Genomic DNA, 26,980 nt, shown 5'->3' with positions numbered 1-26,980 from the left:
GAAGAAGTTTGGTTCGTGATCGAATTTACTTGTGAATTCAGTTAAGGTGAGTCAGTAGAGGGGTGGTCTTCTGGGGGCGCGACAAGCTGCGGGTGGTTTTGTGGTTTAAAGTTGTCGGGTGTGCCGGTAGGTGGAAGTGCTTCATGATCGGTATCTGCCGGCGCTACGATGGCTTCTTCAATCATAGGTGATTCGGGAGCTTCGAGTTTGTCCCGGTTAAAGAATTGCATCGAAGCTTCGAAAACCACAAAAAGTGCGAGGAAGAAAACGGCAATAGCGAAGAAGTGGCCGCCGCGCTTAAGAATGACTACACCTCGCCAAACGACGAAGGCGGCGAACGCAAGCCAGAGAATGTATTGTGCGATAGACATAGTGTGTTTCTTCTAATGTTGTGTGTTTGTCGGCGAACGGTCAATTACAGCAAGTCATGAATCATACTGGATGATCTTGTTAATTGTTGTCGGCGAATTGTTGGGTGAGAGATTGATATTGATGCGGCAGGCGGTCTCGAAGATATGGCCACGCTCGACGTTGTGTTTCAATCATCGATAGATCAAGGTCAGCTATCACGATTTGTTCATCTGTTTCAGATGCTTGAGCGATGATCGTTCCGTCAGGTGCTGCGATGAAAGATGAACCCCAGAAATTGAGCTTGCCTTCACGTCCGATGCGGTTACATGCAGCAACGAATAGATTGTTTGCAATAGCATGTGATCGTTGGATGGTGATCCATGCGTCACGTTGTGCAGCTTGCTCTTCAGGTGGTTCGCTATCAAGGTATGCAATGGCGGTGGGGTAGACGAGCAGATCTGCGCCGAGCAGTGCAGTTGCTCGGGCCGCTTCTGGGAACCATTGATCCCAGCAGATGAGTGGACCGATGTTACCGTGTGGTGTGGCGTGGATGGCGAATGACTCGCCGGGGGTGAAGTAGTATTTTTCTTCAAAGTGCGGGTCGTGTGGAATGTGCATTTTGCGGTAAAGTTGGATTGGTTGTTCTGGGGTCATGGTCACAGAGGTGTTGTGGTACAAGCCGGGAGCGCGACGTTCAAAAAGTGAAGCGTGCAACGTGACATTGAGTTCGTCTGCAAGTGCTTGTAGATAGGTTGAGGTTGGGCCGGGGATAGGTTCGGCTAAATCGAAGTTTGATTCATCAAGCGACTGTGGGAAGTAAGGTGAAAGAAAAAGTTCAGGTGTGACGATGATGTTGGCGCCGTCGGCTGCAGCTGTACGGACCATGTCAGTCACATGTGAGAGGATTTGCGTCGAGGTACTGCCAATTGGGACTGCGAATTGGAGTAGTGCAAGGCAGAGGTTGTTGGTGTGGGGCTCAGACATTCAGGTATTGTATGTTTGGCGTAGAGGAAATGAAAAACGCCATGCAGTTTGCATGGCGTTTTGGGGGATATTCTGTGGCACAGATTTGTCAGCTGAGGTTGGCTTTGCGTTTACGGATCAGGATCAATGCAGCAAGAGAGATAAGGGTAAGTGATGCAGCAGAGGGGGTGGGGACGATTGCGGTGTCTGATTGAACTGCGGTGTTGAATGCGATGAGGTTTGCACCTACGCGATCGCCGCCATTTAGGTTGCTGTAGTTGTCTGTGAATGTAATACGAGCAGCAATAACATCCTGTTGTGTGTCAAAGCTGGTTAATGAAGCTCCGTCTCCCACTAGGGTTGAGTCGACAGTGAAGTCAATGAGCGGCCCGAAGTTGGTACCATCGGTTGAAAATTGGATCGTGCCCTGTCTAGCAGAGTTGCCAATACCGTTGGTATTGTCAAAGCCGACGTACCCCCAAACAGCAAGCTGATCGATGTCCAAGGCTTGGTCAAAACCGAATGTGAGAACAGGTGCGGGGTTATTATTGCTGAAGTAAGATGGGTAGGCGGCATTGGTGACCCACGAGTGAGCTGGGTTAAATGTTTGGGTATAGAAATCATCGGCGGTGAGTGTGTTGTCCGCGCCTAGATCAAGCCCATTGATACTGATGAGGTTCTGTTCGGAGAAATATGCAGAGCCTTGGTTCAGTGTGACATTATCCGCGGTGACAAATGCAGCATACGAGGATGTCGCCAGTGAGATCGATGTTATTGCAGCAATCACTGCGGCTTTATGTGTAAGTGCCATGTGCTACTCCGAAAATGATAGAGCTAACGGTTAAAGGTCTTGATTTTTTATATGGCAGGGAAGTTTAGGAAGGCATCTGTGAAAGGCAATTGTTTTAGGGAAAGCGAGTTGAATGTTGAATAATCTGAGGCTGTGCGAGGTTCATCATAGATTGCATCTTGTGATGAATGTCAGAATGCCGATATTAGCGGCGTGGTCAGTAAGCAAATGGATAAGTAAGTGTTATGACAGATGAGCGACATGAGGATGAAGATTTGTTGGGAAAGGAGGATGAGTCTCCAGCTGCGCATATGGGGGATGCGGATGAGGATGTTTCGTGTGACAGTGAAGTAAAGCGAGAAGAGGATTACATCGAGCGACCGGTAGAAGAAGATTTGAGTGGAGCGGTCTATGCGGGCGCGGTGGATGCGAGTGGTGTTGCTGGCGATGTGATTGAAGGTTTGGAAGCTGGGGGGCAAGCACGGCGAGCAGAACTGAGCGGCAATCTGAAGGGGCGGAGTCTACTGGGACAGATTTATGTGCTGGCGGTGTGGCCGTTTTTTGAGTTGTTGGGAATTAGTTTTGTTGGGCTGGTTGATATTGCGCTGAGTGGGCGGCTCGGTGGGATGCAATCGGCTCGGGCGCTGGATTCGGTCGGCGTGGCAGCGTATGTCACGTGGTTGATTGCGATGCTCTTTGCTGCAGTTGGTGTGGGTGCGGGTGCATTGGTAGCGCGGGCCATTGGTGGGAAGAACCGAGTCGATGCAAACCGCGTGCTTGGACAGGCCATTATGATGGGCGTTGTCTGGGGAAGCCTGATTGGTTTTGCGTTGTGGATGACCGCGCCGCTTTTTGGGCGGCTGTTTAATCTTCAAGGCGAAACACTGGATTTATGCACGTTGTACTTGCGAATTTTGTCGTTGGCTACGCCGGTAAATGCGGTAGTGGCTCTAGGAACGGCAGCGCTGCGGAGTGCAGGTGACACGCGGACGCCATTTATTGCGATTATGGTGATCAATGTAGTGAACATTTTTGCGTCATGGTTGTTGACCTTTGGACCCGAGCCGTGGGGTGGACATGGCGTTGGCGGGATTGCTGGGGGAACGGCAATTTCGTGGGTGGTTGGCGGGTTACTCATTGCGGTGATTTTGATACGCGGGCAGGGACCAGACTTTATTTCGTGGACTCGCTGGGAAAAATACCTTGCGGGTGACAGGCGGATGCTTAGTTCGCGGCATGCAATTTCGATTCGCCAAGGCAATCCGCTTGCGATCAAAGCTTGGATGCCGGTACGTGTACGATTATCGCGTTTACCGATTAAGTTGCGTTTGCGATGGATGATGCCAAATGGTGAATTGATGTGGCGCATTATAAAGATTGGCATCCCGAGCTTGATCGAAAGTGGTGGGATGTGGTTTGGTAACTTACTGATCGCGGGGATCGTTGGCGGGCTTGGCGTATGGGGCGTTGAAGAAGTAGTCGATGGAGTCATGGGCGCCCATGTGGTCGGTATTCGTATCGAAAGTTTAAGCTTCTTGCCAGGCATGGCGATCGGGATCTCTGCCGCCACATTGGTGGGGCAGTATCTTGGTTTAGGCGATAAACATAGGGCAAAACAAGCTGCGATATTGTCATGGCTGATCGGGTCGAGTGCCATGGGGATCATTGGTTTGAGTTTTATTTTTTTACCTGGTGCCTATGTCGGATTACTGGTGACCAGTCAGGATGCACAGGCGGAAATGGTTCGTGAATTGGCCACACCGCTGTTGGTGGTGGCGGGTTTTACGCAGTTCTTCTTTGGCACATATATTGTGATTAGTCAGAGTCTGCGCGGCGCGGGTGAAACGATCGGCCCGATGGTGCTTACTTATGCCAGCACATTTTTGATTCGTCTGCCTGCTGCGTATGTGATTGGTGTTGCGCTTGGTTATGGCCTTACCGGGATATGGGTCGGGTTATGTGCTGAAATTGTGATCCGCGCATGTTTGTTTATGGGTTGGTTCCAGATGGGCAGGTGGGAACGGATTAAGGTTTAGCCCCCGGAAGATTGAGTCTAATCAAGGAATAGAAAAAGTTCAGCGATATGCTGAGCTTTCTGTGTTTATGTTTTGTTGTTTGTAATGTTACTTGCGGCGGCGGGTGATCGCGAGTGCGCCAAACGCGAGCAGTGAGAGTGATGCAGGCTCTGGAATGGGATTGATAGAGACGAATTGACCGAGGGGTGTGGCAGAGGTGATGAGTCCGGTGACGCGGAGGCTGGCATTGGTGAAGTTTGGGTTTGAGAAGTCGACGTTGTAGCTTGCGGGGACGTTGAGTATGTAGGTGATCGATTCAAAGGAGAAGCTGCCTGCAGAGACGCTGTGAACTGAACCCACGCGGAAGAAGTCACCGCCGGGTCCGGTGAGGAAACGATCGGCAGGGCCGCCACCTGGGGTGTTGCCGATGACATTGTTAAAAGTGATGGAGTGGATGGATGGGTTGATGAAGCCGGAGCTTTTAAAATTGTCACCGGTTTTAAGATCAAACTGCAAGTGTCCAGCGGTTACGAAGTTGGCGTAGAATCGGCCGGTGGGTGAGGTGATGGTTGCGGTGATTTGTGAGTTACCAAGTGTAGCGAAATTAGCGGAGAGCTTGTCAGAAAAGTGTGCTGCAGTGCTGCCATTGATCTCAGCTTGGGCGGAGGTGCCGAAGTGGGATGTGGTTTCGACGGTTGGTGTGCCAACGATGTCGTTTGGGCCGGCGGTTGCTGCGGCGGGAAGTGAGATGCAAGCCAGCAGCGCAAATGCGGCGGCCAAAGTGAGTGGTTTAAGCAGGCGGTTCATCGTTCTTCTCCCAGTATGGTTCAGTATCAAGCTCAACACCACGTGAGTTAATGGAGCACAGCTTCATAGAAGATCACGCTGAAATATAACATGAGAATAGACGAATGTGACTAGGGTATAACGAGCAGTAAGTTGTGCATGATGGAGAAAAAGCTCGGCAGATTGCCGAGCTTCACTGTGTTGCTTTGTATTGTTATGACATAAATATGGATTACTTTCAGCGGCGGCGAGCGAGTGCGAGCGCGCCGAGTGTGAGCAGTGAGAGTGAGGCGGGTTCGGGGATGGGGTTTAGGGAGACGAATTGACCGAGACTGGCGGGGACGTTTTGGATTTGTCCATCGAACTTGAGTATCGGGTTGCCTGGGAGTATGGGGAGGTTTCCGTCATAGGATGCGGGGAAATCAACCGAGAAAGTGATTGAGGTAAAAGAGAAGCTTGTGCCTGCTGCGAAGTTGAGATTACTACTCACGCTAAAGGAAGAGAGCGAGGGGTCGGTGAGGCCACGGATTGCGGCATGTGCGGTTGGGTTTGCGGGGGCGGTTCCGCCAGTGACACCGTTAAAAGTGAGCGTGGTTGCGAGGTTGACGGATTCGGTACCGCCGAAGACGCCGCCTTGTTCGATTGCGATGGCGAGCGTACCGGCTTCTACGAAATTAACGTGAAAAGCGCCTGTAGATGAGGTGATGGTGTAGTCGAGTGTGGTATCGCCGAGAGCGGAGAAGTCTTGTACGAGAGTATCGATGTTGGCGGAGGCCGTGGAAATCTTTGCTGTTGAGATGGAAGAGATGCCGAATTCCGGGATGGCAGGCGAAAATTGGTGTGTCTCCTGATCGAGTGTTGTGTTGAGGGAGATGTTTGCGTTGGCGACGGAAGTGACGGTGCAACAGAGGACAACCGCCAAGGAGACTACTAAGTAACTTACGATCTGTGTGTGGTTTTTCATTTCTTTCTCTTTTGAATGTTAAAACGCGGCACGGCAACATGATTGTGCTGTGTTGTGAATTGGGGGTGAATCGATGTTCAGGGGCAAAACTCAGACCTGAGTTATCTTAGAATTCGATTTTTAAGTATATCTGTAGGATGGACTGATGCAAGGTTAAAATAAGTGGATCGCTAAGTGATTGTGTTGTTATTTGCCAGAGTAACCGAGGGCTTTTTGTTGATTTATATATGCTTGGCTAAAAGAGGCAATGTCATTAAAAACAAAAGCCTGATAGGCATCAGGCTTCATGCATTTATTGTAAATTTATGTAAGGCTTAACGACGATGAGCAAGTGCCAGCGCGCCGAGGGTGAGGAGTGCGAGTGAGGCGGGTTCTGGGACGGGGGCGAAGTCGACGATTTGGAGGAATTGACCTTGATTGGTATGGGTGTTGTCGATGGCTTCGATGTAGACGATGCTGGGCTGTCCGGTGACAGTGTGGGAGATATGACTGTCGAAGCTAGCGGGGACGGTTGTTTCGATTGAGAGTGAGGTAAAGGAGACGGTTGTGCCGCTGGTGCCGAAGAGGTTGAGGACAGCGAAATAGGAGCCGCCTAATTCTGAGAAGCTCATACGAGAAATGGAGCCGGTGGTTAATGAGCCGGTGAGGTTTTCGTAAGTGATGGATGGGCTGTTATCGAAGTAGTGATTGTTTCCATCGAAGGCACTGTAGTTTCGGTAGGTAACGTTGAGCATTTCACGTTTATCAGTAAACGTTATCTGAAATTTTTTGCCAACGGGTGCGGTGATGTTGAATTTGAGGGAAGTGTCGCCGTGGGTGGCGAAATCAATGTCTAGGTCTTGGCTAGTAGTTGGGAGAAGGCGGTTGGTTGCGTAGGGTGTGATATCAAAGAAGGGATCGCCTGGGAAGTAGGTGGCTTGTTCGGTGTCGAGGACGGTGGTGAATTCGAAGTCGGCGGCGTGTGTGTTTGTAGCGAAGAGAGCGGCGCACGAAAGCGTGAGTATGGCGAATACTTTTTTGGTTTGATCAGTCATTTTGTCTCTCCGAAAGTTAATCATCAGGAATCAATCGTGATGAGTTAGTTGTATGGATACGTACTGTCGAATGTTTTAGCTACATAATAAGAATGCTTGCTATGTGATTTTTGATTGTGTTATTGCATTTTGTTTTGGAACAGCCGAAAAGATCTGTGATTGTGTATGTCTTTGCGATGGCAGAGCGGGGCAACGTGATACACAGGCGCATCATTCTTCTCTGTTGGGGAAAATAGTGCGATTGCTGATTGGCCGTATGTAGGACGAGCAGCGGTCTTGGATGCTCTGATGCACGATAGATCATACGGAGAAGATATGACTTCTCCCTCTCTCTAACGACGTGACATTGTAGACAAACACTCATTGTTATATCAAGACTGTCTGGCATAATTTAGGAATTCATTGTACTTCAAGCGGGTGGGCGTGATGTATAGGTGAGCAAGAATGTTGTCGACAACACACCAAGTGTGCGAAAAATTGTTAGGGGTAAACAAAAAAGGCGGGGTTAATTTTGTAAGAATTTGGTGATGAGAATGACTTTGGAATCTTGAATTCCGATATACGGACCAGGTGTTTGAGGTCAGTTTCACTGAGAAAAACTATAGGCCCGATAAGGAGGCCAATGTGGTGTGGATGGATTGAAGAGAAGCGCCCAAGCTGAGGTCAATAAAAGATTTAACACGGCATCAAATAAGCTGATGTTCACCCTGCGAAGATAAAAAGACAAAAGGAGTTGGTTAACTTGATAATGCAATGAAAAGAATCTATTCTCTGTTTGTGGATCGCCTGCCACCCCAAATCCGCCTCGGAAGATTGAGTGCGACATAAAGTACTTATGACCGACAGTCGGCAAAGGGCCCACCTGAAGCCGGAGCAATCCGGAAACAAGGCAAGCTGAAAACTGGAACATAACCGAGGAACTCTGCGGTCTTGTGTGGCCGTGAGCGTCCTCCGCTGAATCGCATTGATAAAAGGGAGATGTACCCATGAATGCAGCGGCAAATGACGGAAACAAAGTGCGTGTATTAATCGGAAAGCCCGGCTTGGATGGCCACGACCGCGGCGCAAAATATGTTGCACATATCCTGCGTGATGCAGGGTTTGAGGTGATTTACACCGGCATACGCAGAACCCCCGAGCAGATTGTCGACGCAGCCATTCAGGAAGACGTCAAAATGATCGGCCTCTCGCTCCTATCGGGCGCACACAACACGCTCTTCAAACGAGTGCTGGAACTGCTCAAGGAGAAGGAAGCGGAAGACATCATCGTCTTTGGCGGTGGCACGATTCCTCCGGATGATGTTCCTGGCCTCGAAGCGATGGGCATCAAAGCGGTCTTCGGACCGGGCACACCAGCCAAAGAAATCGTCGATACGCTCAATGGTTGCCTCGGCGCAGCTTAAAGGATTGTTTCGTAACCTTTACCACTCGCAAGTAGTTTGCGAGTCACGCGCTGCTTATCTGCACGGCTCAAGAAATAAGCCCATGACCAATGATCTGATCCAACTCGTTGAATTCGCACTTGCTGGCGGCCCCAAGGGTATCCGTGCGGCAGGTCGTTTGATGAGTTTGATGGAGGATTCACCGTGGCGGTTGCCGGAACTTTTCCGAGCATGGGCGCAGGTTCGTGAGCAGGATCAATCGCTTTCTGAACAGTTACCGATGCCGCGGTTATTGCTCGGTATCACCGGTGCACCCGGCAGCGGTAAATCCACCCTCTCCGACGCGCTAGTCACGGCTTATCGTGAGAAGAATCCAGACCAAAAAATCGGCGTGATCGCGGTCGATCCTTCCAGCCCGTTTACTGGCGGCGCTGTCCTCGGCGATCGTGTCCGCATGATGCGTCATGCCACCGACAAAGGCGTGTTTATCCGTTCACTTTCAGCACGCGGCCACCTTGGTGGATTGACGCTGGGCGTAAAAGGTGTTGCACGGGTGATGGGTTTGATTGGCTGCGATGTGGTCATCATCGAAACCGTCGGCGTGGGGCAGAGTGAAGTCGAAGTCACGCAGGTCGCCGACCTTGTGGCGGTAGTCCTTGCACCGGGGCAGGGCGATTCGATCCAAATGCTCAAAGCTGGCCTGATGGAAATTGCGGACCTGTTTGTGATCAATAAAGCTGACCGTGAAGGGTCCGGCACGTTGTATTCGCAGTTGCTAAGCAGTTTGCAGCTGAGCATGGATAAGAAGGCCGATCCGGATGTACTGCTGGTTAGCGCGGTGGAAAAAACCGGTATTGATGAGTTGATCGCGTTGTTGGATAAGCGAACAGAAGATGAAAGCGCGAATTGGCCGGCGCTGCGCGAGAAGCGGATGTACGCCGACGTGAGCGAGAGCGTGCTGGACCAAGCGCGGATGCGTTTGGCCAAACTGCTTGCAACTTCGCCTGAAGAAACCAAAAAGATTATCGAAGGAAGCGTGACGGTGCAGGATGTGGCCCAAAAGCTTTTGGAGAAAGCAAGCCGAGATAAAGTTTCGGCGAACTGAAGTATAAAAGGTGGCGGGAGAAGCAGATGACCCCAATGATCATCTGTGGGAAAAGGACAGGATTAACAGCCCAAGCATGGGAGACACGAAGATGTCAGAAAAAAGCAAATGTGAAAGCCTCGCCAAGATTGAAGAAGGTAAGCAGAAATGGACTGATGGTCCGGTAGCAAAGACTGTTGGCCGTTTCCCAGAGCGTAAAGAAGAATTCGTGACGGTATCGGATGAGCCGGTTGAACGGCTTTACACACCCGAATCCGGCATGATGAAGGAATACAACGATAAGCTCGGTTTCCCCGGCGAGTTTCCATACACTCGCGGCGTGCAGCCCACGATGTACCGTGGTCGTCTTTGGACGATGCGTATGTATGCGGGCTTCTCCACTGCTGAAGAATCCAACAAACGCTATCGCTACCTTCTCGAACAAGGCTCCACAGGTTTGTCTGTCGCTTTCGACTTGCCTACTCAGATCGGTTACGACAGCGATGATGAAATGGCTGCCGGCGAAGTCGGTAAGGTCGGCGTGGCGATCGATTCACTCGCAGATATGGAAACACTTTTTGACGGCATTCCTCTCGACAAAGTTTCCACCTCGATGACGATCAACTCTTCCGCTGCGATCCTCCTGGCGATGTATATCGCGGTGGGTGAAAAGCAAGGTGTTTCCGCGGATAAACTCACTGGCACCATTCAAAACGACATCCTTAAAGAATACATTGCTCGCGGCACGTACCGTTTCCCGCCGAAGCCATCGCTGCGATTGATCTCGAATATCTTTGAGTACTGCACCAAGAGCGTCCCACGATGGAACACCATCTCAATCTCCGGCTACCACATCCGCGAAGCTGGTTCGACCGCGGCGCAGGAAGTTGGCTTCACGATTGCCGATGCGATCTGCTATGTCGAAACCGCCATGAAGGCCGGCCTGAAGGTTGACGATTTTGCGCCACGTCTCGCCTTCTTCTTTGCTGCTCACACCGATCTGCTTGAAGAAGTTGCGAAGTTCCGTGCCGCACGCCGGCTGTATGCGAAGATCATGAAGGACCGCTTTAAAGCCGAAAGCCCCAAGTCGTGGATGCTTCGTTTCCACACACAAACCGGCGGCGTGACCCTTACCGCGCAGCAACCCGACAACAACATCGTCCGTGTGGCGATTCAAACGCTTGCAGCTGTTCTCGGCGGAACCCAGTCGCTTCACACCAACTCCAAGGACGAGGCGCTCGCACTGCCGACCGAGGACAGCGTCCGCGTTGCACTGCGGACCCAACAGATTGTCGCTGAAGAATCTGGCGTCACTAGCACTATCGACCCACTCGGAGGAAGCTTCTATGTTGAACAACTCACCGATAAGATCGAAGCGGAAGCCCTTGCTTATATCGAAAAAATCGATGAACTGGGTGGCATGGTCCCCGCCATCGAGCAAGGCTACGTCCAAAAAGAAATCGAGAACAGTGCTTACAATTACGGCCAATCCATCGAAAGCAACGATCGTGTCGTGGTTGGCGTGAACAAGTATCAGATCGATGAAGGCAAAACCATGCCGCTGTTTAAGGTGGATGATTCCGTCGGCAAGCGTCAGGCAGACAAGATCGCCAAGGTGAAGGCTGACCGTGATAACGACGCGGTTGCTGCGAAACTTGATGCACTCAAGGCTGCCAGCAAGGGCGATGATAACCTTATGCCCTTTATCCTCGACGCTGTCCGCGAGTATGCCACCATTGGCGAAATATGCGGTGCGATGGAAGGTGTCTTCGGACAGTACACCGAAACCTTCAACTAAGTTAAAAGCCAAAGCCTGCTCCAAACGGGGCGGGCTTTATTTCAATATGTTTTGTGTTGTGCAAGAAAGGCAAGAGCGATGATCAAAGCAAAAGCAATCAATCACTTAGGAATCGCGGTCAAGTCGATTGATGAAGCACGTGAGTATTATGAAAACGTGCTTGGTGGAGAGTTTGAAGGCATCGAAGAAGTCGCGGAACAAAAAGTGAAAGTCGCTTTCTTCAAGGTTGGCGATGTGCGATTGGAATTGCTCGAACCCACCAGTGAAGATTCACCCATCAGCGGATTCCTCGAAAAACGCGGCGAAGGCATCCATCATGTGGCTTACACCGTCGACAAAATCGAAGAGCGCATCGCAGAGATCAAAGAGGCCGGTCTCCGCATGATCAACGAAGAACCACGAAATGGCGCACACAATTCACGGATTGCGTTTATGCATCCGAAGAGTTCGCGCGGTGTTCTGACAGAGCTTTGCGAGCCGGGCCATTAATTTGGAAGTATTGTAGTGGTTTGTTTGACGCTGCAAGAAGTATTGCTCATTCGTGATTGAAAAATGGCGGATGGGTTTGCGGGCGGGACAAGATTGATGAAATAAACCTCTTTTCAGTGAGGAAAGAAGACCATGCCAGAGAGTACCACACGCAGTCAAATGACGATGGCCGATCGCATCAAAGAGCTTCGTGAGAAGAAGAAAGCGATTCGCGGAATGGGCGGGCAGAAGCGAATCGACAAACAGCATTCGCAAGGCAAGCTTACTGCGCGTGAGCGTGTTGATGCGTTGTTGGATCAAGATTCCTTTCAGGAACAAAACGCCTTCGCTCAGCATCGCTGCACGCACTTTGGCATGGAAGGCAAAGAGATTTCAGCGGATGGTGTGATCACCGGTTGTGGTGCCGTAGATGGCAGGCAGATCCACCTTGCCTCACAAGACTTCACGTCGGTCGGTGGTGCGGCTGGCGAGATTCACAGCGAAAAAGTCGTGAACATGATGAAGGCATCGCTGAAAACCGGTAGCCCGTTCGTGTTCATCAACGACTCAGGTGGTGCGCGTATTCAAGAAGGCATTGATGCGCTTTCCGGTTACGGCCGCACGTTCTATCACAACACGCTGCTTTCCGGCGTGGTTCCACAGGTTTCGCTTATTTGTGGCCCGTGTGCCGGCGGTGCTGCGTATGCTCCCGCCCTCACGGACTTCATCATTCAGACCCGTCAGGCTCAGATGTTCATCACTGGCCCAAGTGTCATCAAACAAGTGACCGGCGAAGACGTCACCGCGGAACAACTTGGCGGTCCTGAAGCGCAGATGAACTACTCCGGCGTTGTTCACTTCATCGCCGACGATGACAACCACGCCACAGCAATCTGCAAGAAGCTCCTCTCCTTCTTACCGTCGAACAATATGGAAGATCCGCCTATCGGTCCACGTGAAGAAACCATGGGTATCGATGAATCCCTAAACGCGGTTATCCCCGACAACCCGCGCCAAGGTTACAACATGCACGACGTCATCGGCAAAGTCGTTGACAATGCCGATTTCCTCGAAGTCCACGCGAGTTTCGCTCAGAACATCATTGTTGGGTTCGGCCGCATCAATGGTCGCACCGTCGGCATCATCGCCAACCAGCCCATGGTCAAAGCCGGCTGCCTTGACATCGACGCTTCAGACAAATCCTCACGATTCATCCGTTTCTGCAATGCCTTCAACATCCCGCTGGTCACTCTTGTGGATGTCCCCGGCTTCATGCCCGGCGTGCAGCAGGAATACGGCGGCATCATCCGCCATGGTGCGAAAATGCTCTTCGCCTACTCTGCGGCAACGGTTCCGAAGATTTCCATCATGTTGCGTAAGTCATATGGCGGAGCCTATCTCGCCATGTGTGGGAAACAGCTCGGGGCCGACCGTGTGGCTGCTTGGCCGACGGCAGAAATTGCTGTGATGGGGGCTGAAGGGGCCGCCAGTGTCGTATTTCGCAAGGAAATCGCCGCTGCTGAGGACCAAAACGCCAAGCGACAAGAGCTGATTGATGCCTACCGAGACAAGTTCTCGACCCCCTACATTGCAGGCGCACGCCAATTTGTGGATGATATCATCGAACCAGCGGAGACCAAACGCTATCTGGCGATGGCTCTGGACTCGTTGGCGACCAAGCGGGACGTGCGGCCAGAGAAGAAACACGGCTTGATCCCGCTCTAACTTCGCCTGCTCATGGATGGAGCAGGGCGGCTGGTGTGGTCTTACAAAAGGGCGGTGAACCCAGCATGGGGCAGGGATGTAACCTTAGAGCTGATGCGGCTATTAAGCGGCGATCGGTCTCTGTTAGGACGACGCTGCGGCGATGTGTCTGCAGCAATAAACGCATACGAAAGCAGGAATGGCTTTATGTTCAGTCAAGTGATGACACTGGCAGCAGAAGACATGGTCACCGGCGGGCTTACCTTGATGTTCGTTGGTATGGGCGTTGTCTTCACCGCTTTGATCCTTCTCATGATCACGATCAAAGCGCTCAACACGTTTCTCGCTGAGAAGCCCAAAGCAGTCCCTGCGCCTGCTCCAATAGCTAACACACCAAAATCCAACGACGAGATCGAGCCCGAAGTTTTGGCCGTCATCAGTGCCGCGGTCGCCGCGGTGGTTGGGGGTTCGCACAAGATTCGTCGTGTTGATGTTCTATACAAACAAGGCACTGCATGGGCACGGCAAGGGCGCCGTTCCATCATGACCAGCCATCGCCCTAAGGCATAATCTGCCGGAGTTACAGAGCGCGTTGCTCGCCACGATCTATATAAGTAGAGACTGAGGTCAGCTGAACACGCTGACGAGAAGTTGCCTCGGCAGGTTGTTGCCCGCCCCGGCCACGAACAACATAAACACTCAAACCCACGTGAAACCAAGGTACGAGTCCATGAAATTACGCATTACGGTTCAAGGTAAACAGTACGACGTTGATGTTGAAGTTCTCGATGAGGGTGGCGCAGCCCCTGTTGCTACCGCTCCAGTTGCCGCAACTGCTCCGGCACCAGCCGCCGCAGCCCCCGCACCAGCCCCTGTTCCCGCACCAACAGGTGGCGGCGCAGGCGAAGCTACTGCCCCGATCGCAGGCAACGTGCTTGATGTCAAAGTCAAAGTCGGCGACACCGTTGGCGTCAACGATCCACTGATCATCCTCGAAGCCATGAAGATGGAATCCGTCGTAGCCAGCCCGCAAGCGGGTACCGTGGCCTCCATCGCAGTCAGTTCCGGCGATGCTGTACAAGCTGGACAAGTGCTCGTTACCTTCTCCTGAGTCGGTTTAGCACTGACTTCGTCACGTCGAGTGAGATGGTGATTACATCATTATCGCTTCGGCGTCGTGCATTGAATCAATGCGCTCCCGCACATGATGCGATTTTAAGCCTAACCATAAGATAGAGTGTTCGGCATGATTGAACAGATTTCAGAAACCATTCAAACCTACCTGCAAGGGTCCGGCTTCGGCCAGGGCATGAGCATGTTGCCGAACCTTGTCATGATCGGTATCGGCCTCCTGTTTATCTTCCTTGCCATCCGTAAAGGGTTTGAACCCCTCCTGCTTGTCCCCATCGGGTTCGGCATTCTCATCGGCAACATCCCATACAACAGTGCCGACCTCTCCGTCGGTGTTTATGACGGGCCGGTGAACCCACACGACATCGCTTACTACGAAGTTGAAAATCCAACCGTCATCAAATTTGATGGCTCTGAAGTGCCTTACAGTCAGGTTCTCGCTGAACTCAAAGCCGATGAGCATGGCGACGTTGCCGCGGAAGAAGCGGCCGACCCCGAAGAGCTTTCTCACAGTAAGTCTGGCGAAGAATACTTCCAACTCATCATGAAGACATCCAACGGGATGAACTTCACCTCCGCCAAGAAGATCGTCAACAACAAACTCAAAGCCCTGACGCTTCTTGAACAAGGCAAGGCCATCATGGTCAACGACCACGCCCTGTTCCCGCAACGCACGCTTCCTGATCGTATCGCAAAAACTGTTGACGGCGAAACCGAAATTGAAAAACCCGGCATCATCAACCTCGGACAGGGCCGATACATCTTCATCGCAGAGATCGACAAGAACAGTCAATATCCACAGGTCTGGTCTACAGCCCGACAGAACATTCACAACGCTGGCGTCTTCTGGTGGCTCTTTGCAGGTGTCGGTCTTGCAGGCATCTATCCACCGTTGATTTTCCTCGGTATCGGTGCCCTTACCGACTTCGGGCCAATGCTCTGTAATCCCAAAACCCTACTGCTTGGTGCTGCTGCACAGTTCGGTATCTTCGGCGCACTCCTCGGTGCATTGTTCCTTGGTTTCACTCCGCAAGAATCCGGCGCGATCGGCATTATTGGTGGTGCTGACGGACCAACTGCTATTTTCACCGCTTCATCCCTCGCACCGCATTTGCTTGGTGCTGTTGCCCTCGCAGCTTACTCCTACATGGCCATGGTCCCGATCATCCAGCCTCCCATCATGCGGTTGCTCACCAGCAAAGAGGAACGCCTCCGCAAGATGCCCATGCCGAAAATCGAAGCCTCGCGCACTGTCAAGATCATGTTCCCCATCTGCGGGTTCCTGCTTACAGCGTTCATCGCTCCCGGCGGTCTCGCATTGCTTGGCATGCTCTTCTTCGGCAACCTTCTGCGTGAATCGCTTGTCACCGATCGACTCGCCAAAACCGCACAAACCACATTCATCGACATTGTCACGATCCTGCTTGGTGTGACTGTCGGTGCAAAAACCAGTGCTGCGAACTTCCTCACCCTCCAAACGATCTACGTCTTCGTCCTCGGCATCATTGCATTCAGTGTTGCAACTGCTGCCGGTCTTATTTTTGCCAAGCTCATGAACGTTTTCTTGAAAGAGAAGATCAATCCGCTCATCGGTGCTGCTGGTGTGTCCGCCGTCCCCATGGCCGCACGTGTGGTCCACAAAGTTGGCCAAGAAGAAGACCCACAAAACTTCCTGCTCATGCATGCGATGGGACCTAACGTTGCTGGTGTGATTGGCTCCGCAGTCGCCGCAGGTGTTTTGCTCAGCAAGCTTGGCGGTTAATCAAAAAAACTCGCACCCTCTTGCTGAAAAGCAAGCGGGTGTTTTAAAGGTCCACTGTCTTTCGCAACCACGGTGGCATATAAACTGACATATGATTAACGCAAGTTTAATCGTGTGTTAGAACGCAAGCGGGATCATAAACGTAAATAGAGCCTCAAGCTGACAGTCGCTGGTGAAACTTCGCCGCCCAGCCTGAGGAAAACAGATATGCTTGTTTATCATCACGAAGAAGTTGATTCGACAAGTACCCGGGCCGCGGAACTGGCCAAAGAAATGCCCGGCGAGATCATCCTCGTCAGCGCAGACCGGCAAACCGCGGGCCGCGGCCGAATGGGAAGAGCATGGCAGTCGCCGGCGGGTGGCGCTTGGCTCAGTCTTGTTTGGCCTTCGGCGCACAACGCCGTAAAAATGCAGTCGTCGCCTTTAGTTGTTGGGCTTGCGGTCGGCAACGCGATTGCCGAGTTGGTTCAAGGTGAACAGGTGGGGATGTTGGACGCCTCTGTTGTATTGAAAATTAAATGGCCAAACGATCTGTTGCTGGATGGGCGCAAGATCGCAGGGATACTCTGCGAACAAGTGCTTAATGCAAGTATAGGTCGCGCGGATTCTCACGGATGTACCATGATCCTCGGTGTGGGCATAAATGCTAACGTTGATACTCATACGTTAGGATCAGACCTTCGTCAGCCGCCGATCAGTCTTGCCGAAGCCATCGGTCATCCGATTGATCTGCCCAAGCTTATCAGTCTCTGTGGCAAGCATATCGTTTCGTCTATGCAGCGCTTAGAACAGAACGGTTTCGCTGGCGAGATGCGAGCTAAGATCCAGTCACAACTGGCATGGTTGAACGAATCGGTCGAACTGGATGTAGGCAGCAAGGTGCAAACCGGCACGTTTATGGGCATTGACGATCAAGGTCGTCTGCTTATCGAGGCAAACGGGGTCATGACCCCTCACACCTCTGGTGAGATCAGTAAGCTCCGCCTCGCATAGTCCGAGTTGGTGTAAACCGCCTATTTTGGCCAAACAAGAGCGTCAAATGTTCCGATAGTGAACATTGAGAATACATACACAACAAGTCACTTTTTACGTAAAGTGAAGGTTCAAGATGGTCAGTGATACATACGGTTCAACATTCTCCCGCATGACCCCCGAGGAAGCCGCCGAGCTAGTTCCTCACGGTTCAATGATTGCTTTCTCCGGCTTTACCCCTGCAGGTGCCGCCAAAGCAGTGCCCGCTGCACTTGCTGAGCGTGCCAAGCAGCTACACGACAAAGGCGAAGAATACCAAGTCAGCGTTCTCACCGGAGCTTCCACCGGCAAGGATCTCGACGAAGCGCTTGCTTCCGCCGATGCCATCGCATGGCGCGCTCCCTACCAATCCAGCAAGGCGCTCCGCGGTAGCATCAACAAACAGAAAACAGAATTCCTTGACATGCACCTCTCGCATGTTCCGCAGATGCTCGCCTTCGGCTTCATCCGTCAGCCTGACTTCGCCATCGTTGAAGCCACCGACGTTACACCCGATGGTCGTGTTTATCTCACCACGAGCTCCGGCATCTCTGCCGCCGCACTTCGTTACGCCAAGAAAGTTATCATCGAGATCAATCGCGCTCATACGCCGCGACTTTCGGAGATGCACGACGTCGCAATTCTTCCCAAGCCGCCGCACCGTAATCCTATCCCCATCTTCCACCCGCTCTCAAAGATGGGTACTCCCTTCGCCAACGTCGACCCGACCAAGATCGTCGCTGTGGTTGAACATGAACAATCCGATGGCGTTGCTCCGTTTGCCGAGCCTGATGCCGTGAGCAACAAGATTGCTGAGCACGTGGTGAACTTCCTTGTCAACGAGCTCAAGATCGGGCGCATCCCGCCAGAATTCCTCCCGCTTCAATCAGGCGTGGGCAATGTCGCGAACGCGGTCATGGCCGGCCTCGGCAACAGCGAAGATGTCCCGCCCTTCTACATGTACTCCGAAGTTTTCCAAGACGCACTCGTCGATCTTATGGAGAATGGCAAGCTTCTCGGCGCTTCCACAACGTCACTCACACTTTCTGATCCGCAGATCAAACGCATGTACGACAACATGGATTTCTTTGCTCCACGTGTTGTTCTTCGCCCTCAAGAACTCTCCAACAACCCCGGCGTTGTCCGTCGCCTTGGCGTGATCGCCATCAACACCGCCATCGAAGCTGATATCTACGGCCACGTGAACTCCACACATATCTGCGGCACGCAACTCATGAACGGTATCGGCGGCTCCGGCGACTTCATCCGTAACGCCTACCTCTCTATCTTCGTTGCACCCTCCATCGCCAAGGGCGGCAAGATTTCCGCCGTCGTCCCCATGGCCTCACATATCGATCACTCTGAACACTCCGTCAGTGTTTTCGTTACCGAGCAAGGCCTCGCAGACCTTCGTGGCCTCGGACCTATCGAACGCGCTAACGCCATCATCGAAAATTGCGCTCACCCGCGCTACAAAGACTACCTCCGCAAGTACCTCAAAGAATCGCCCGGTGGGCACCTTCATCACGACCTTGGCAAGTGCTTCGAAATGCATCGTAATTTTATCGAGTCCGGTGAGATGCTTCCCGAATAAGATCACGTTCCAGATAATAACCACACAAGCCATCACTTCATGTGATGGCTTTTTTTATAGGTAATTTCGCACATACACACTTATGCGTATGCTGCCACAAGGATAATCATGTCTATAATCAATCGTTTGTCATCAGTTCGCTTTACTGTAAATAACAAATCCATGCTGACTTTAACAAGTATAATCTGGATTGGTTTTGTCTTGCTTTTAGGTTCCTTCACGCAAGGTGCGACAGGTTTTGGGCTCGGACTTGTATCTATTCCTTTGCTCGTTTTGGGTGGCATACCACTTCCGGCTGCAATTGCCATTATGCTCCTTAGTATGCTTTTCGTGAATACGTTTAGTTGCTATATTTACAGGCAACATATTCATTGGCCAACTGTGTTACCGATCCTAATCCTACATCTGATCGGTTTGCCATTTGGCGTGGCTGCGCTGCTTTTTCTGGAAGATTCGCAACCCGGTATAGCTAAGATGGTTGTTGGATCCATGGTCATTCTTGCAGTCTTCACACAGTGGTTTTTCAAATTTAAACCTCGTGAACATTTAAATATTGCTTGGGGATTAGGTGCCGGTTTCAGCAGCGGTTGCCTCGAAGGTTTCATTGGCATGGGTTCTCCGCCCATGGTTCTATATGTCATGGCGCATAAGTGGGATCTGCACCGAATCCGCACCACTATCTGGGTCGTATTTCTTTCCGATGTCGTTCCACTTATTCTTTTGCTTTGGTATGTCTTTGGCCATGAGATTGTGCACGCCGTCTTCATTGGTGTGATCATGTTCCCTATCACACTTCTTGGTACACGTCTTGGTAACAAAGCCGGTCACGCACTCGGCACCGATCGTCTTCGTCTTGCCGCATACGGATTACTCGTTTTGTTAGGCGCGATCAGCATAGGGCTCCCGCTTCTCAAATGGACCCATCATGTACTACTCGCCATGCCGCTTTCTAAATAACACACAAAATGTGCATCAAAAAAAACCGGCAACATTTTGCCGGTTCATGACTTAATTTCAATCCCCTAATATCTCCGGATTACTGAATAATCGGCGACTCGTCCCCGCCGGAAGTTTCTCCAGAACTATTTTTTTTGCCATCAGCACTTCCGCCAGCCCCTGGTGCAATTCCACCTGACATCGCCTCATCTACCTTCCGCATCAAATCCGCATAATCCATCTGTGCGACCTGAAAGTCTTGCAACACCTTGTTCATGATCACGCTTTTATGCAGTTCTTGCATCTGATATTTTTCTTCTACTTCGATCGGCTTGTTCGCCTGTTCCTTCTCTGCGATCTGTGCCGCAAGACGGTTATAGTCATTCAAAACCCGCTGCGCGTCCTGATCGCCTTTGAGCGCCTCAATCGCTTGGTCCAGCTTCTTGGCCGCATCTTGTTCTTTGATCAGTTTGCCCAGTTTCCGAGCTTCATCTAGGATTTGTTGCGTTGTATCCATGTTCAATTCCTGCTAGGAGCCATGAAATTCCGATATCATTCATGCAGCCGCACACAAAGTCAGCCGCAACCTTCCCTGATCCACCACCCCATCCTCACGTTACAATAACCACAATATCGACAATATGTAAACCGGGACACTTCCCGCCGCATACCGCACCAGAAAGAAAACGCAAATGATGTATCAAGACAAAATTCTCGACTACATATCGGATCACCGATACGAGCCACAATCCATCCGTGATCTGGCAGACGCACTTGGCGTTGCAGAAGATGAAGTTTCCGCATTTCGCCAGGCAGCCGAAGAGCTGCTTCAGGAAGGGCAGGTAATCCTGTCGCATTCCGAATCAGTCACACTTCCGCCACCCGGCAAAGAAATGATCGGCAAGTTCCGCCGCCATGAACGTGGTTTCGGTTTCGTCATTCCCGACGAACTCACCGCGCACGGTGATCTTTTCATCCCACCAGGCAATGTGGGTGATGCCATGACTGGTGATCATGTCCGTGCCAAAGTTATGACGCAAAAGAGGCGGGCCGCCACAGGCAAATCGCCTTACATCGGTCGTATCGTCGACATCATCGAGCGTGGTTCGAGCAGTTTCGTTGGCACGCTTTCCAAACGTGGCAAGCATTGGATCGTCACTGTTGACGGTCGCGCCTTGCACGAGCCGGTCATCATTCACGATCCCGGCAATAAAAACGCTAAAGTCGGCGACAAGGTCGCTATTGAACTCGTCAAATATCCAGATGACTTCGGAACTATTCCCGAAGGTGTTATTACCGATGTGCTTGGTGAAGCAGGTGAACCTGATGTTGAAACCGCTGCGGTGATTCGCGCTTATAGTCTTGCCGAAGATTTCCCTAGTGAAGTCGTCGAGCAAGCCCGCGAAGCTTCCAAAAAACTTAGCGGCGATATTCCCACCGACCGTGAAGATCTCACCGAAACTTTCATCTGTACCATCGATCCTCCCGATGCCAAAGATTACGACGATGCCATCAGTATCACCAAGTTTGATGCGCCCGAAAGTGACGGCGCTGTTTGGGAGCTTGGTGTGCATATCGCCGATGTTGCGCACTTTGTCCAGCCCGGCAGCGCACTCGATCAAGAAGCCTTCAAACGCGGCAACAGTACCTATCTTCCGCGTAAAGTCATCCCCATGCTGCCTGAGCTTCTTTCCAACGGTGTTTGTTCATTGCAGGAAGGCGTCAACCGTTTCGCCAAATCTTGTTTCATCCGCCTTGATGCGACCGGCCATGTTATCTCTGAACGCTTCGCACGCACTGTCATACGTTCACAAAAACGTCTTACTTACCTAGAAGCACAAGCACTTATCGACGACGATATCCGTGAAGCGCACAAGCACACCAAAACAACCGCAGATTATTCCAGCCAGCTTATTGCATGCGTGAAACGTATGGACGAGCTTGCGCGCATCATCCGCGCTCGGCGCATGAAGCAAGGAATGATTGTTCTCGGGCTACCTGACTGTGAACTCGTATTCGACGACTCAGGTCGCGTGGTCGACGCTGTACCTGAAGATGATGCTTTCACACACACCATCATCGAAATGTTCATGGTCGAAGCCAACGAGGCCGCGGCGCGGCTTTTCAGCGGTCTGACCATTCCCATGGTCCGGCGTATCCACCCCGATCCCGATGCTTATGACGTAGATGAACTTCGTAGCTTCGCACGTGTTGCTGGTTACAACATTCCGTCGCGGCCTGATCGCCATCAACTTCAGGAGTTGCTCGAGTCTGTTCGCGGTAAAGCCGCGCAGCATGCCGTACATCTTGCTGTACTTAAAACGCTCAGTAAAGCCGAATATTCGCCGAAACTTATTGGGCACTTCGCGCTTGCCAGTCAGCACTACACACATTTTACTTCCCCCATCCGTCGTTACCCCGACTTTGTTGTACATCGCGGGATCGACGCGATTATTGATGCCGCCGATAGCAACCGAATCAACAACAAAGACAAAAAGAAGATCGCCAAAGCTACAGCCAAAGACACGCGCGTTCCCAACGAAGACAAGATGATCGAACTATCGCGTCATTGCTCTAACACTGAACGTAATAGCGAGTCTGCAGAAAAAGAACTACGGACTTACCTTGTCCTCGAACTGCTCAGCAATCATCTTGGTGACGATTTCGGCGGCACCGTTACAGGTGTTACCGGTGCTGGTATTTATGTCCAGCTCGATCGCTTTCTTATTGATGGCTTCATCCGTGTTGCCGAACTCCCGCCTTCCGGGGAGCATTGGAAGCTCAATGCTAATACTGGTGCGCTTGTTGCGCAGCGTAGCGGTAAGGCGATCGCGATTGGCGACCGGTTCACTGTTCGAATCGCAAAGATTGATCTCGCCCGCAGACAGATGGATCTTGTTGTGGTCGAAACCGGAAACGGCAAAGCCAATAAGAATGGCAAGCCCAGTCACAAGAAGCATGCCTCCGACCGCCGAGAGAAAGCGCCGAAGAAACACCACAAGAACAGCAAGAAGTCTAGCAAGAAGAAATCTACATCCGGCAGAAAGACGAAGTTTAAATCGAAAGCCAAGTCCGCTCGCCGTAAAGGCCGATGATGCTAGTGCTACATCATGCTTCGCCCTATGCATGAGATAGAAAGGTTGCCGCAATATGTCATCGTGGTTGAATAGTTTGGCCGTCTACGTTCACCAGATCAATCCTTTCGCTATTGGGCCGATTCGTTGGTATGGCTTGTCCTACCTCATGGGCTTCCTCTTTGCATTCCTGATGGTGCGGCGAATTTGCCGTGTTGGTAGATCAAATCTCGCACCGGATAAAGTTGGTGATCTTATTCTTTATGTCGCGTTCGGCACGCTTATTGGTGGTCGGCTTGGCTACTGTATCTTCTATAAACCAGAATATTTGGTTGAGTTTACTGGTCAGTTCCCATTTTGGTCGCTACTTGCGATCAATCAAGGCGGTATGGCCTCGCATGGCGGCATCATTGGTGTGCTTGTTGCGTGTTGGCTCTTTGCTAGAAAAAACAAGATTCAATACCTGTTCACGGTTGATCTAATCGCGGTTGCCGCACCGCTTGGATTATTCTTTGGGCGTATCGCGAATTTTATCAATGGTGAGCTTTACGGTCGGCCTGTTGTAGATACCAACTTCCCGCTTGGCGTAAAGTTTCCGCAAGAACTTGCGGACTGGTACTACAGCGATCATGAAAAATATCTTGAGGTGGTTCGGCAATTGCCCGCCCCGTCTGATTTTGGTTACTACGCGCCGGAGTGGACGCCGGACATGATCCTTCAGCAAGTGCAGCAGCACAACCAAACCATCATTGATTTGATCGCGCCGATGATTACATTGCGCCACCCATCACAGATTTATCAGGCGCTGCTTGAAGGCTTAAGCTTATTCATCATTGTTATGATCATTTATATGAAACCGCGCAAGCCTGGTACGATCATGTTCAGTTTCTTGGTAGGCTACGGCTTCTTCCGCATTGTTGCAGAGTTCTTCCGTGAGCCAGACGATTTTATTGGGTACCAGGCGTTGGGTTTGACGCGCGGGCAATGGTTGACGGTGCCAGTCATCATCGTTGGCGTTGTCGGTATTATTTGGTGCAGTTTGCGTAAAACAGAGCCACTTGGTGGCTGGCTGAAAACGGCTTCCAATGGTCAAGCGATGGTTGAAGATAAGATTAAAAAACCGGCAAAAGATTAAACCGCGGATTTGAATTGCTGCTCGGGGTTGTAAACTACAATTTGTGTTTTACCTGCTTTTTTAGCGGTATAAAGTGCCTGGTCGGCAAAACTGATGAGTTGCTGCGGTGTTTTGGCTTCACATTTTTCTAGTGTGGTGAGCCCGAGACTCATCGAAAGCCGAACGCAGAATTGTTCTCCATCGAGTACGTGTGCCACTTCCTCTTCAAAGGTTTCTTTGATGCGCTGAGCGACCTGATGTGCGGTGAATTGATCGGTATTTGGCAATAACAACACAAATTCATCACCACCAAATCGGCCAGCAATATCTGATTTACGGACAAATCGTTCAAGCACACGTGCGGTGAGTTGTAACATACGATCGCCTGTAGGATGGCCCAATGTATCGTTGAGTGCTTTAAAACCGTCGAGATCGATCATTAGACAAGCGATATCTTCCTCGTTACGTATCGCATTGGCGAAGTATCGGTTTAACGCACGTCCAAACGCGCGGCGATTTGCAAGACCAGTCAGCGGATCAGTTGCTGCGATATTTTCAAGTTTGTTGACCATCACTTGAAGCTCATTGTTTTTTAAGCGTAATTCGCCAAGGGTTGCTTCAAGTCTGCTTTGAAGATGTTGGTTTTCAGTTTTAGTTCGCCAGATCTCAAGGTTCTTTTCAACGACCACAGGCAGTGCGAACAAATAGTCGCCGGTTTTCATGATGTAGTCGTAAGCGCCCATGCGGACAGCTTTGATGGCGTTTTCAAGAATGCCTTCTGCAGTCACTAATACCACAGGGATATCTTTACGTTTCGCAAGGTAGTGTTCTAGTACTTCAAGCCCAGACCCATCAGGCAAGTTCATATCTGACAGCACAAGATCAACTTGTGTGAGGTCTGCCTCTTGAGAGGATTCAACCGTTGGATAGACCGTGACGCATGGTTCACCAAAGTGATCCTGTAACGTCTCTTGTATGAGAAGCGAGGTATCCGGGTCGTCTTCGACCAAGAGAATGCGTGGGGTCGCTCCCTCCATATGATGTTGAGCCTTTCATCCTTAAAGCTGCGCTCGGTGTTCTGGATGCGCGCCATGATCCATCCATTCACCGAAGCTTGATCAACATTTGACTTATCGGCTTGTTGTTTCAGGCGATTCATCAGGACCAAAGGAGGCGAAGCACTTTTTCAGTACATGTCCGAGAATATGCGGGTTGTTCGTTCTGTAGCAATTGGGCAATGAAAGATAGATCATTGCGTTAGCTTTAAGCCATGATGTAAGGACAATCGATTGTTATCTGCAATATCGCAAGGCAATGTGAAGTGAAAAGTCGATCCTTTACCAAGTACGGATTCAACCCAGATGCGCCCGTGGTGATTTTCAAGAATGGATTTGACCGAAGCGAGACCAACGCCTTTACCTGCCACATGATGTGAATTGGAATAAGCTGCTCGTGAGAAAACTTGAAACACTTTCTTGAGATCTTTGTCGCTGATGCCACAACCCGTATCCGCGATACGGAAATGGTATTGATCATCTTCATGATCGCAGGTAACGGCAATGCTGCGTTCCTCCGAATCTAACATGTACTTCACGGCGTTGTCGAGCAGATTTTGAAAAACCTGCCGGATGCGATTGCGGTCCGCATTGATCACTGGCAACTGAGGCTGCACCTTAAGAGTAATGTCCGCCTGTTCAAGATCGAATGAAAGCGATTGCGCGATCTCATCGACGAGTTTACTTATGTCGACTTGCACGTTCTTGCCGGGCTTAGTTCTGATCTGTGACAGTTCAAGTAAATCGCTGATGAGTTCGGATTGTAGCTTGGCGTTGGCAGTGATGCGTTCGATTTTATTTAGCGCATCGTCAGCCAAATCTGTTTTGTGTTTCATAAGCAGCATCTGCGCCATACCAGTAATATTACGGACGGGCGCGTTAAGGTCATGGGTTACCGCTCGTAAAAATTCGTTCTTATCATCGATTTCATCTTGTAGCCGATCATTAAGTCGCTCAAGTTCGGCGGTGCGCTGAATCACCTTGTTTTCAAGGTCCTCGTTCGCGTTTTCAAGTTGTTGTCTTGTTTCAAAGAGACGATCAGACATGCCATTGAATGCCGCACCGAGGACCGCAAGTTCATCTCGTGTGGTAGTTTGTATCTTTTCAGGTTTTTCGCCACGTGCAAGTTGTGCAGTGGCCTGCATGAGTTGACGAAGTGGTCTTATCCACCAATTTGTTGCCAGCATTACAAGTGGCATCATCAGCAGGCAAACCATCGCTGCTGCGGTGAGCTGTGCAAGCTGCATATGATCCATCACTTCAGGCAAATGATGCTCATTTACTGCAAGCGTGATATAGCCTTCAAGTTTGCGCGTGGTTCGGCCAGAGTTTGTACTCCAGATCGGATGTTTACGTACCACGAGCATACCGCCGTCTGGCATGGACAGTGGGCGTGTTTCCTCAATTGATTGGCTGATGGATTTGATGATGGGTTGGTAGCTTAACGCTGCCCATACATGTGGATTGGTTGTGCGATTTCGTATCAATCTACCGTCTGGTTTTTCGACAATAACTGCGGCAACTCGAGGGTCAGTGAGGAGGCCCATAACAATGCGATCGCCATGATCAGACCAGCCATAAGTGAGTTCACCTTCGAGTGAAACCGCAGCAGTTTGCGTAAGCCGATCTGCGCCCAAGACGACGTTGTGTTCCATCTCGCTGCGCGCAATCCAGTTCAACCAGATCGCGCATGTCAGCGTCGGCATAATGATCAGGATCAGGGTCCAGAGCAGGATGCGACGATAAAGCGATCGCGTGCAAGGGATCGGGCCTTGCTGAGACGTGGAGCCTTCGGCGGTTTGTCTTTCATCTTCCAGTACGCGCATGCTCATCTTTAACTCCACTTTGAGCATCGGGAAGATCATTGCATGACTTCAATTCGCTAGCAGTGAGTATGGTGCATACTGAGTAATTGGTTGTTGGCTTGTGTGGATTGATGACAGAGTCGGCGCTTGTGTTTAGGT

General features: G+C 51.1%; 23 protein-coding genes. 14 read left to right on the top strand and 9 right to left on the bottom strand.

Translation table 11 applies throughout. From position 1 onward, the window contains the following. Positions 1-41: 41 nt before the first annotated feature. The 3 genes from ACQ6WK_RS15245 to ACQ6WK_RS15235 form a co-directional block, all read right to left on the bottom strand. Entirely contained in the window at positions 42-371 is a 330-nt protein-coding gene (locus ACQ6WK_RS15245; RefSeq protein WP_432798247.1) for a hypothetical protein, read from the bottom strand. Positions 372-450: 79 nt separating this feature from the next. Next, positions 451-1,335 (bottom strand): carbon-nitrogen hydrolase, encoded by an 885-nt coding sequence (locus ACQ6WK_RS15240; protein ID WP_432798246.1) that lies wholly within the window; start codon positions 1,333-1,335, stop codon positions 451-453. 88 nt (positions 1,336-1,423) lie between these two features. Then, positions 1,424-2,125 carry a hypothetical protein gene (locus ACQ6WK_RS15235; RefSeq protein WP_432798245.1) on the bottom strand — a complete coding sequence of 234 codons (702 nt, stop codon included), beginning with the start codon at positions 2,123-2,125 and terminating at the stop codon, positions 1,424-1,426. A gap of 224 nt (positions 2,126-2,349) precedes the next feature. Here ACQ6WK_RS15235 and ACQ6WK_RS15230 point away from each other — a divergent pair, with 224 nt between their 5' ends. Beyond that, positions 2,350-4,140: an MATE family efflux transporter gene (locus ACQ6WK_RS15230; protein WP_432798244.1), complete on the top strand. Its 1,791-nt coding sequence runs from the start codon at positions 2,350-2,352 to the stop codon at positions 4,138-4,140. Between the two features lie 87 nt (positions 4,141-4,227). Here ACQ6WK_RS15230 and ACQ6WK_RS15225 read toward each other — a convergent pair whose 3' ends face one another. The 3 genes from ACQ6WK_RS15225 to ACQ6WK_RS15215 form a co-directional block, all read right to left on the bottom strand. Then, positions 4,228-4,926 (bottom strand): PEP-CTERM sorting domain-containing protein, encoded by a 699-nt coding sequence (locus ACQ6WK_RS15225; RefSeq protein ID WP_432798243.1) that lies wholly within the window; start codon positions 4,924-4,926, stop codon positions 4,228-4,230. A gap of 217 nt (positions 4,927-5,143) precedes the next feature. After that, positions 5,144-5,869 (bottom strand): PEP-CTERM sorting domain-containing protein, encoded by a 726-nt coding sequence (locus tag ACQ6WK_RS15220; protein WP_432798242.1) that lies wholly within the window; start codon positions 5,867-5,869, stop codon positions 5,144-5,146. A 314-nt stretch (positions 5,870-6,183) separates the two neighbouring features. Then, positions 6,184-6,903: a PEP-CTERM sorting domain-containing protein gene (locus tag ACQ6WK_RS15215; RefSeq protein WP_432798241.1), complete on the bottom strand. Its 720-nt coding sequence runs from the start codon at positions 6,901-6,903 to the stop codon at positions 6,184-6,186. Positions 6,904-7,889: 986 nt separating this feature from the next. Here ACQ6WK_RS15215 and ACQ6WK_RS15210 point away from each other — a divergent pair. The 11 genes from ACQ6WK_RS15210 (at position 7,890) to ACQ6WK_RS15160 (ending at position 19,794) form a co-directional block, all read left to right on the top strand. Beyond that, positions 7,890-8,306: a cobalamin B12-binding domain-containing protein gene (locus ACQ6WK_RS15210; protein ID WP_432798240.1), complete on the top strand. Its 417-nt coding sequence runs from the start codon at positions 7,890-7,892 to the stop codon at positions 8,304-8,306. An 82-nt stretch (positions 8,307-8,388) separates the two neighbouring features. Next, a complete protein-coding gene (locus tag ACQ6WK_RS15205; protein ID WP_432798239.1) occupies positions 8,389-9,390 on the top strand; it encodes an ArgK/MeaB family GTPase in 1,002 nt (333 codons plus the stop codon). Positions 9,391-9,481: 91 nt separating this feature from the next. After that, on the top strand, positions 9,482-11,167 hold the full coding sequence (locus tag ACQ6WK_RS15200; RefSeq protein ID WP_432798238.1) for an acyl-CoA mutase large subunit family protein: 1,686 nt from the start codon (positions 9,482-9,484) through the stop codon (positions 11,165-11,167). 78 nt (positions 11,168-11,245) lie between these two features. Further along, positions 11,246-11,656 carry a methylmalonyl-CoA epimerase gene (gene mce / locus ACQ6WK_RS15195; protein ID WP_432798237.1) on the top strand — a complete coding sequence of 137 codons (411 nt, stop codon included), beginning with the start codon at positions 11,246-11,248 and terminating at the stop codon, positions 11,654-11,656. A gap of 132 nt (positions 11,657-11,788) precedes the next feature. Further along, entirely contained in the window at positions 11,789-13,360 is a 1,572-nt protein-coding gene (locus ACQ6WK_RS15190) for an acyl-CoA carboxylase subunit beta (RefSeq protein WP_432798236.1), read from the top strand. A 186-nt stretch (positions 13,361-13,546) separates the two neighbouring features. Then, positions 13,547-13,909: an OadG family protein gene (locus tag ACQ6WK_RS15185; protein ID WP_432798235.1), complete on the top strand. Its 363-nt coding sequence runs from the start codon at positions 13,547-13,549 to the stop codon at positions 13,907-13,909. A gap of 160 nt (positions 13,910-14,069) precedes the next feature. Beyond that, on the top strand, positions 14,070-14,450 hold the full coding sequence (locus ACQ6WK_RS15180; protein ID WP_432798234.1) for a biotin/lipoyl-containing protein: 381 nt from the start codon (positions 14,070-14,072) through the stop codon (positions 14,448-14,450). A 135-nt stretch (positions 14,451-14,585) separates the two neighbouring features. Further along, positions 14,586-16,232 (top strand): sodium ion-translocating decarboxylase subunit beta, encoded by a 1,647-nt coding sequence (locus tag ACQ6WK_RS15175; protein ID WP_432798233.1) that lies wholly within the window; start codon positions 14,586-14,588, stop codon positions 16,230-16,232. Between the two features lie 207 nt (positions 16,233-16,439). Continuing rightward, complete coding sequence (locus ACQ6WK_RS15170) at positions 16,440-17,225, top strand: biotin--[acetyl-CoA-carboxylase] ligase (RefSeq protein WP_432798232.1); 786 nt, start codon at positions 16,440-16,442, stop codon at positions 17,223-17,225. A 115-nt stretch (positions 17,226-17,340) separates the two neighbouring features. Further along, positions 17,341-18,837: a succinate CoA transferase gene (locus ACQ6WK_RS15165; protein ID WP_432798231.1), complete on the top strand. Its 1,497-nt coding sequence runs from the start codon at positions 17,341-17,343 to the stop codon at positions 18,835-18,837. Between the two features lie 108 nt (positions 18,838-18,945). After that, positions 18,946-19,794, top strand: coding sequence for a sulfite exporter TauE/SafE family protein (locus tag ACQ6WK_RS15160; RefSeq protein ID WP_432798230.1), 849 nt, complete (start codon positions 18,946-18,948; stop codon positions 19,792-19,794). Positions 19,795-19,873: 79 nt separating this feature from the next. Here ACQ6WK_RS15160 and ACQ6WK_RS15155 read toward each other — a convergent pair whose 3' ends face one another. Beyond that, positions 19,874-20,290: a YlbF family regulator gene (locus ACQ6WK_RS15155; RefSeq protein WP_432798229.1), complete on the bottom strand. Its 417-nt coding sequence runs from the start codon at positions 20,288-20,290 to the stop codon at positions 19,874-19,876. Positions 20,291-20,465: 175 nt separating this feature from the next. Here ACQ6WK_RS15155 and rnr point away from each other — a divergent pair, with 175 nt between their 5' ends. Beyond that, positions 20,466-22,868, top strand: coding sequence for a ribonuclease R (gene rnr / locus ACQ6WK_RS15150; RefSeq protein ID WP_432798228.1), 2,403 nt, complete (start codon positions 20,466-20,468; stop codon positions 22,866-22,868). Between the two features lie 55 nt (positions 22,869-22,923). Next, a complete protein-coding gene (lgt, locus tag ACQ6WK_RS15145) occupies positions 22,924-23,982 on the top strand; it encodes a prolipoprotein diacylglyceryl transferase (protein WP_432798227.1) in 1,059 nt (352 codons plus the stop codon). Here lgt and ACQ6WK_RS15140 read toward each other — a convergent pair. Further along, positions 23,979-24,998 carry a diguanylate cyclase gene (locus ACQ6WK_RS15140; protein ID WP_432798226.1) on the bottom strand — a complete coding sequence of 340 codons (1,020 nt, stop codon included), beginning with the start codon at positions 24,996-24,998 and terminating at the stop codon, positions 23,979-23,981. The two genes, lgt and ACQ6WK_RS15140, sit on opposite strands and share 4 nt — an antisense overlap. A gap of 212 nt (positions 24,999-25,210) precedes the next feature. Continuing rightward, complete coding sequence (locus tag ACQ6WK_RS15135) at positions 25,211-26,848, bottom strand: sensor histidine kinase (protein ID WP_432798225.1); 1,638 nt, start codon at positions 26,846-26,848, stop codon at positions 25,211-25,213. Between the last annotated feature and the right edge of the window lie 132 nt (positions 26,849-26,980).

The organism is Poriferisphaera sp. WC338, from assembly GCF_050931845.1.
Taxonomy (GTDB): Bacteria; Planctomycetota; Phycisphaerae; order Phycisphaerales; family Phycisphaeraceae; genus Poriferisphaera.
Note: the sequence above shows the minus strand (reverse complement) of the source record. Positions and strands in the feature narration are given on the sequence as shown.

Bases quoted from the DNA above. Each gene is read 5' to 3' on its own strand.
- ACQ6WK_RS15190 (WP_432798236.1), top strand. From the start codon at position 11,789: ATGCCAGAGAGTACCACACGCAGTCAAATGACGATGGCCGATCGCATC.
- ACQ6WK_RS15155 (WP_432798229.1), bottom strand. From the start codon at position 20,290: ATGGATACAACGCAACAAATCCTAGATGAAGCTCGGAAACTGGGCAAA.
- rnr (WP_432798228.1), top strand. From the start codon at position 20,466: ATGATGTATCAAGACAAAATTCTCGACTACATATCGGATCACCGATAC.
- ACQ6WK_RS15245 (WP_432798247.1), bottom strand. From the start codon at position 371: ATGTCTATCGCACAATACATTCTCTGGCTTGCGTTCGCCGCCTTCGTC.
- ACQ6WK_RS15200 (WP_432798238.1), top strand. From the start codon at position 9,482: ATGTCAGAAAAAAGCAAATGTGAAAGCCTCGCCAAGATTGAAGAAGGT.
- ACQ6WK_RS15135 (WP_432798225.1), bottom strand. From the start codon at position 26,848: ATGAGCATGCGCGTACTGGAAGATGAAAGACAAACCGCCGAAGGCTCC.
- ACQ6WK_RS15180 (WP_432798234.1), top strand. From the start codon at position 14,070: ATGAAATTACGCATTACGGTTCAAGGTAAACAGTACGACGTTGATGTT.
- ACQ6WK_RS15160 (WP_432798230.1), top strand. From the start codon at position 18,946: ATGTCTATAATCAATCGTTTGTCATCAGTTCGCTTTACTGTAAATAAC.
- ACQ6WK_RS15215 (WP_432798241.1), bottom strand. From the start codon at position 6,903: ATGACTGATCAAACCAAAAAAGTATTCGCCATACTCACGCTTTCGTGC.
- ACQ6WK_RS15205 (WP_432798239.1), top strand. From the start codon at position 8,389: ATGACCAATGATCTGATCCAACTCGTTGAATTCGCACTTGCTGGCGGC.
- ACQ6WK_RS15210 (WP_432798240.1), top strand. From the start codon at position 7,890: ATGAATGCAGCGGCAAATGACGGAAACAAAGTGCGTGTATTAATCGGA.
- ACQ6WK_RS15175 (WP_432798233.1), top strand. From the start codon at position 14,586: ATGATTGAACAGATTTCAGAAACCATTCAAACCTACCTGCAAGGGTCC.
- ACQ6WK_RS15165 (WP_432798231.1), top strand. From the start codon at position 17,341: ATGGTCAGTGATACATACGGTTCAACATTCTCCCGCATGACCCCCGAG.
- ACQ6WK_RS15230 (WP_432798244.1), top strand. From the start codon at position 2,350: ATGACAGATGAGCGACATGAGGATGAAGATTTGTTGGGAAAGGAGGAT.
- ACQ6WK_RS15225 (WP_432798243.1), bottom strand. From the start codon at position 4,926: ATGAACCGCCTGCTTAAACCACTCACTTTGGCCGCCGCATTTGCGCTG.
- mce (WP_432798237.1), top strand. From the start codon at position 11,246: ATGATCAAAGCAAAAGCAATCAATCACTTAGGAATCGCGGTCAAGTCG.
- ACQ6WK_RS15140 (WP_432798226.1), bottom strand. From the start codon at position 24,998: ATGGAGGGAGCGACCCCACGCATTCTCTTGGTCGAAGACGACCCGGAT.
- lgt (WP_432798227.1), top strand. From the start codon at position 22,924: ATGTCATCGTGGTTGAATAGTTTGGCCGTCTACGTTCACCAGATCAAT.
- ACQ6WK_RS15240 (WP_432798246.1), bottom strand. From the start codon at position 1,335: ATGTCTGAGCCCCACACCAACAACCTCTGCCTTGCACTACTCCAATTC.
- ACQ6WK_RS15185 (WP_432798235.1), top strand. From the start codon at position 13,547: ATGTTCAGTCAAGTGATGACACTGGCAGCAGAAGACATGGTCACCGGC.
- ACQ6WK_RS15235 (WP_432798245.1), bottom strand. From the start codon at position 2,125: ATGGCACTTACACATAAAGCCGCAGTGATTGCTGCAATAACATCGATC.
- ACQ6WK_RS15220 (WP_432798242.1), bottom strand. From the start codon at position 5,869: ATGAAAAACCACACACAGATCGTAAGTTACTTAGTAGTCTCCTTGGCG.
- ACQ6WK_RS15170 (WP_432798232.1), top strand. From the start codon at position 16,440: ATGCTTGTTTATCATCACGAAGAAGTTGATTCGACAAGTACCCGGGCC.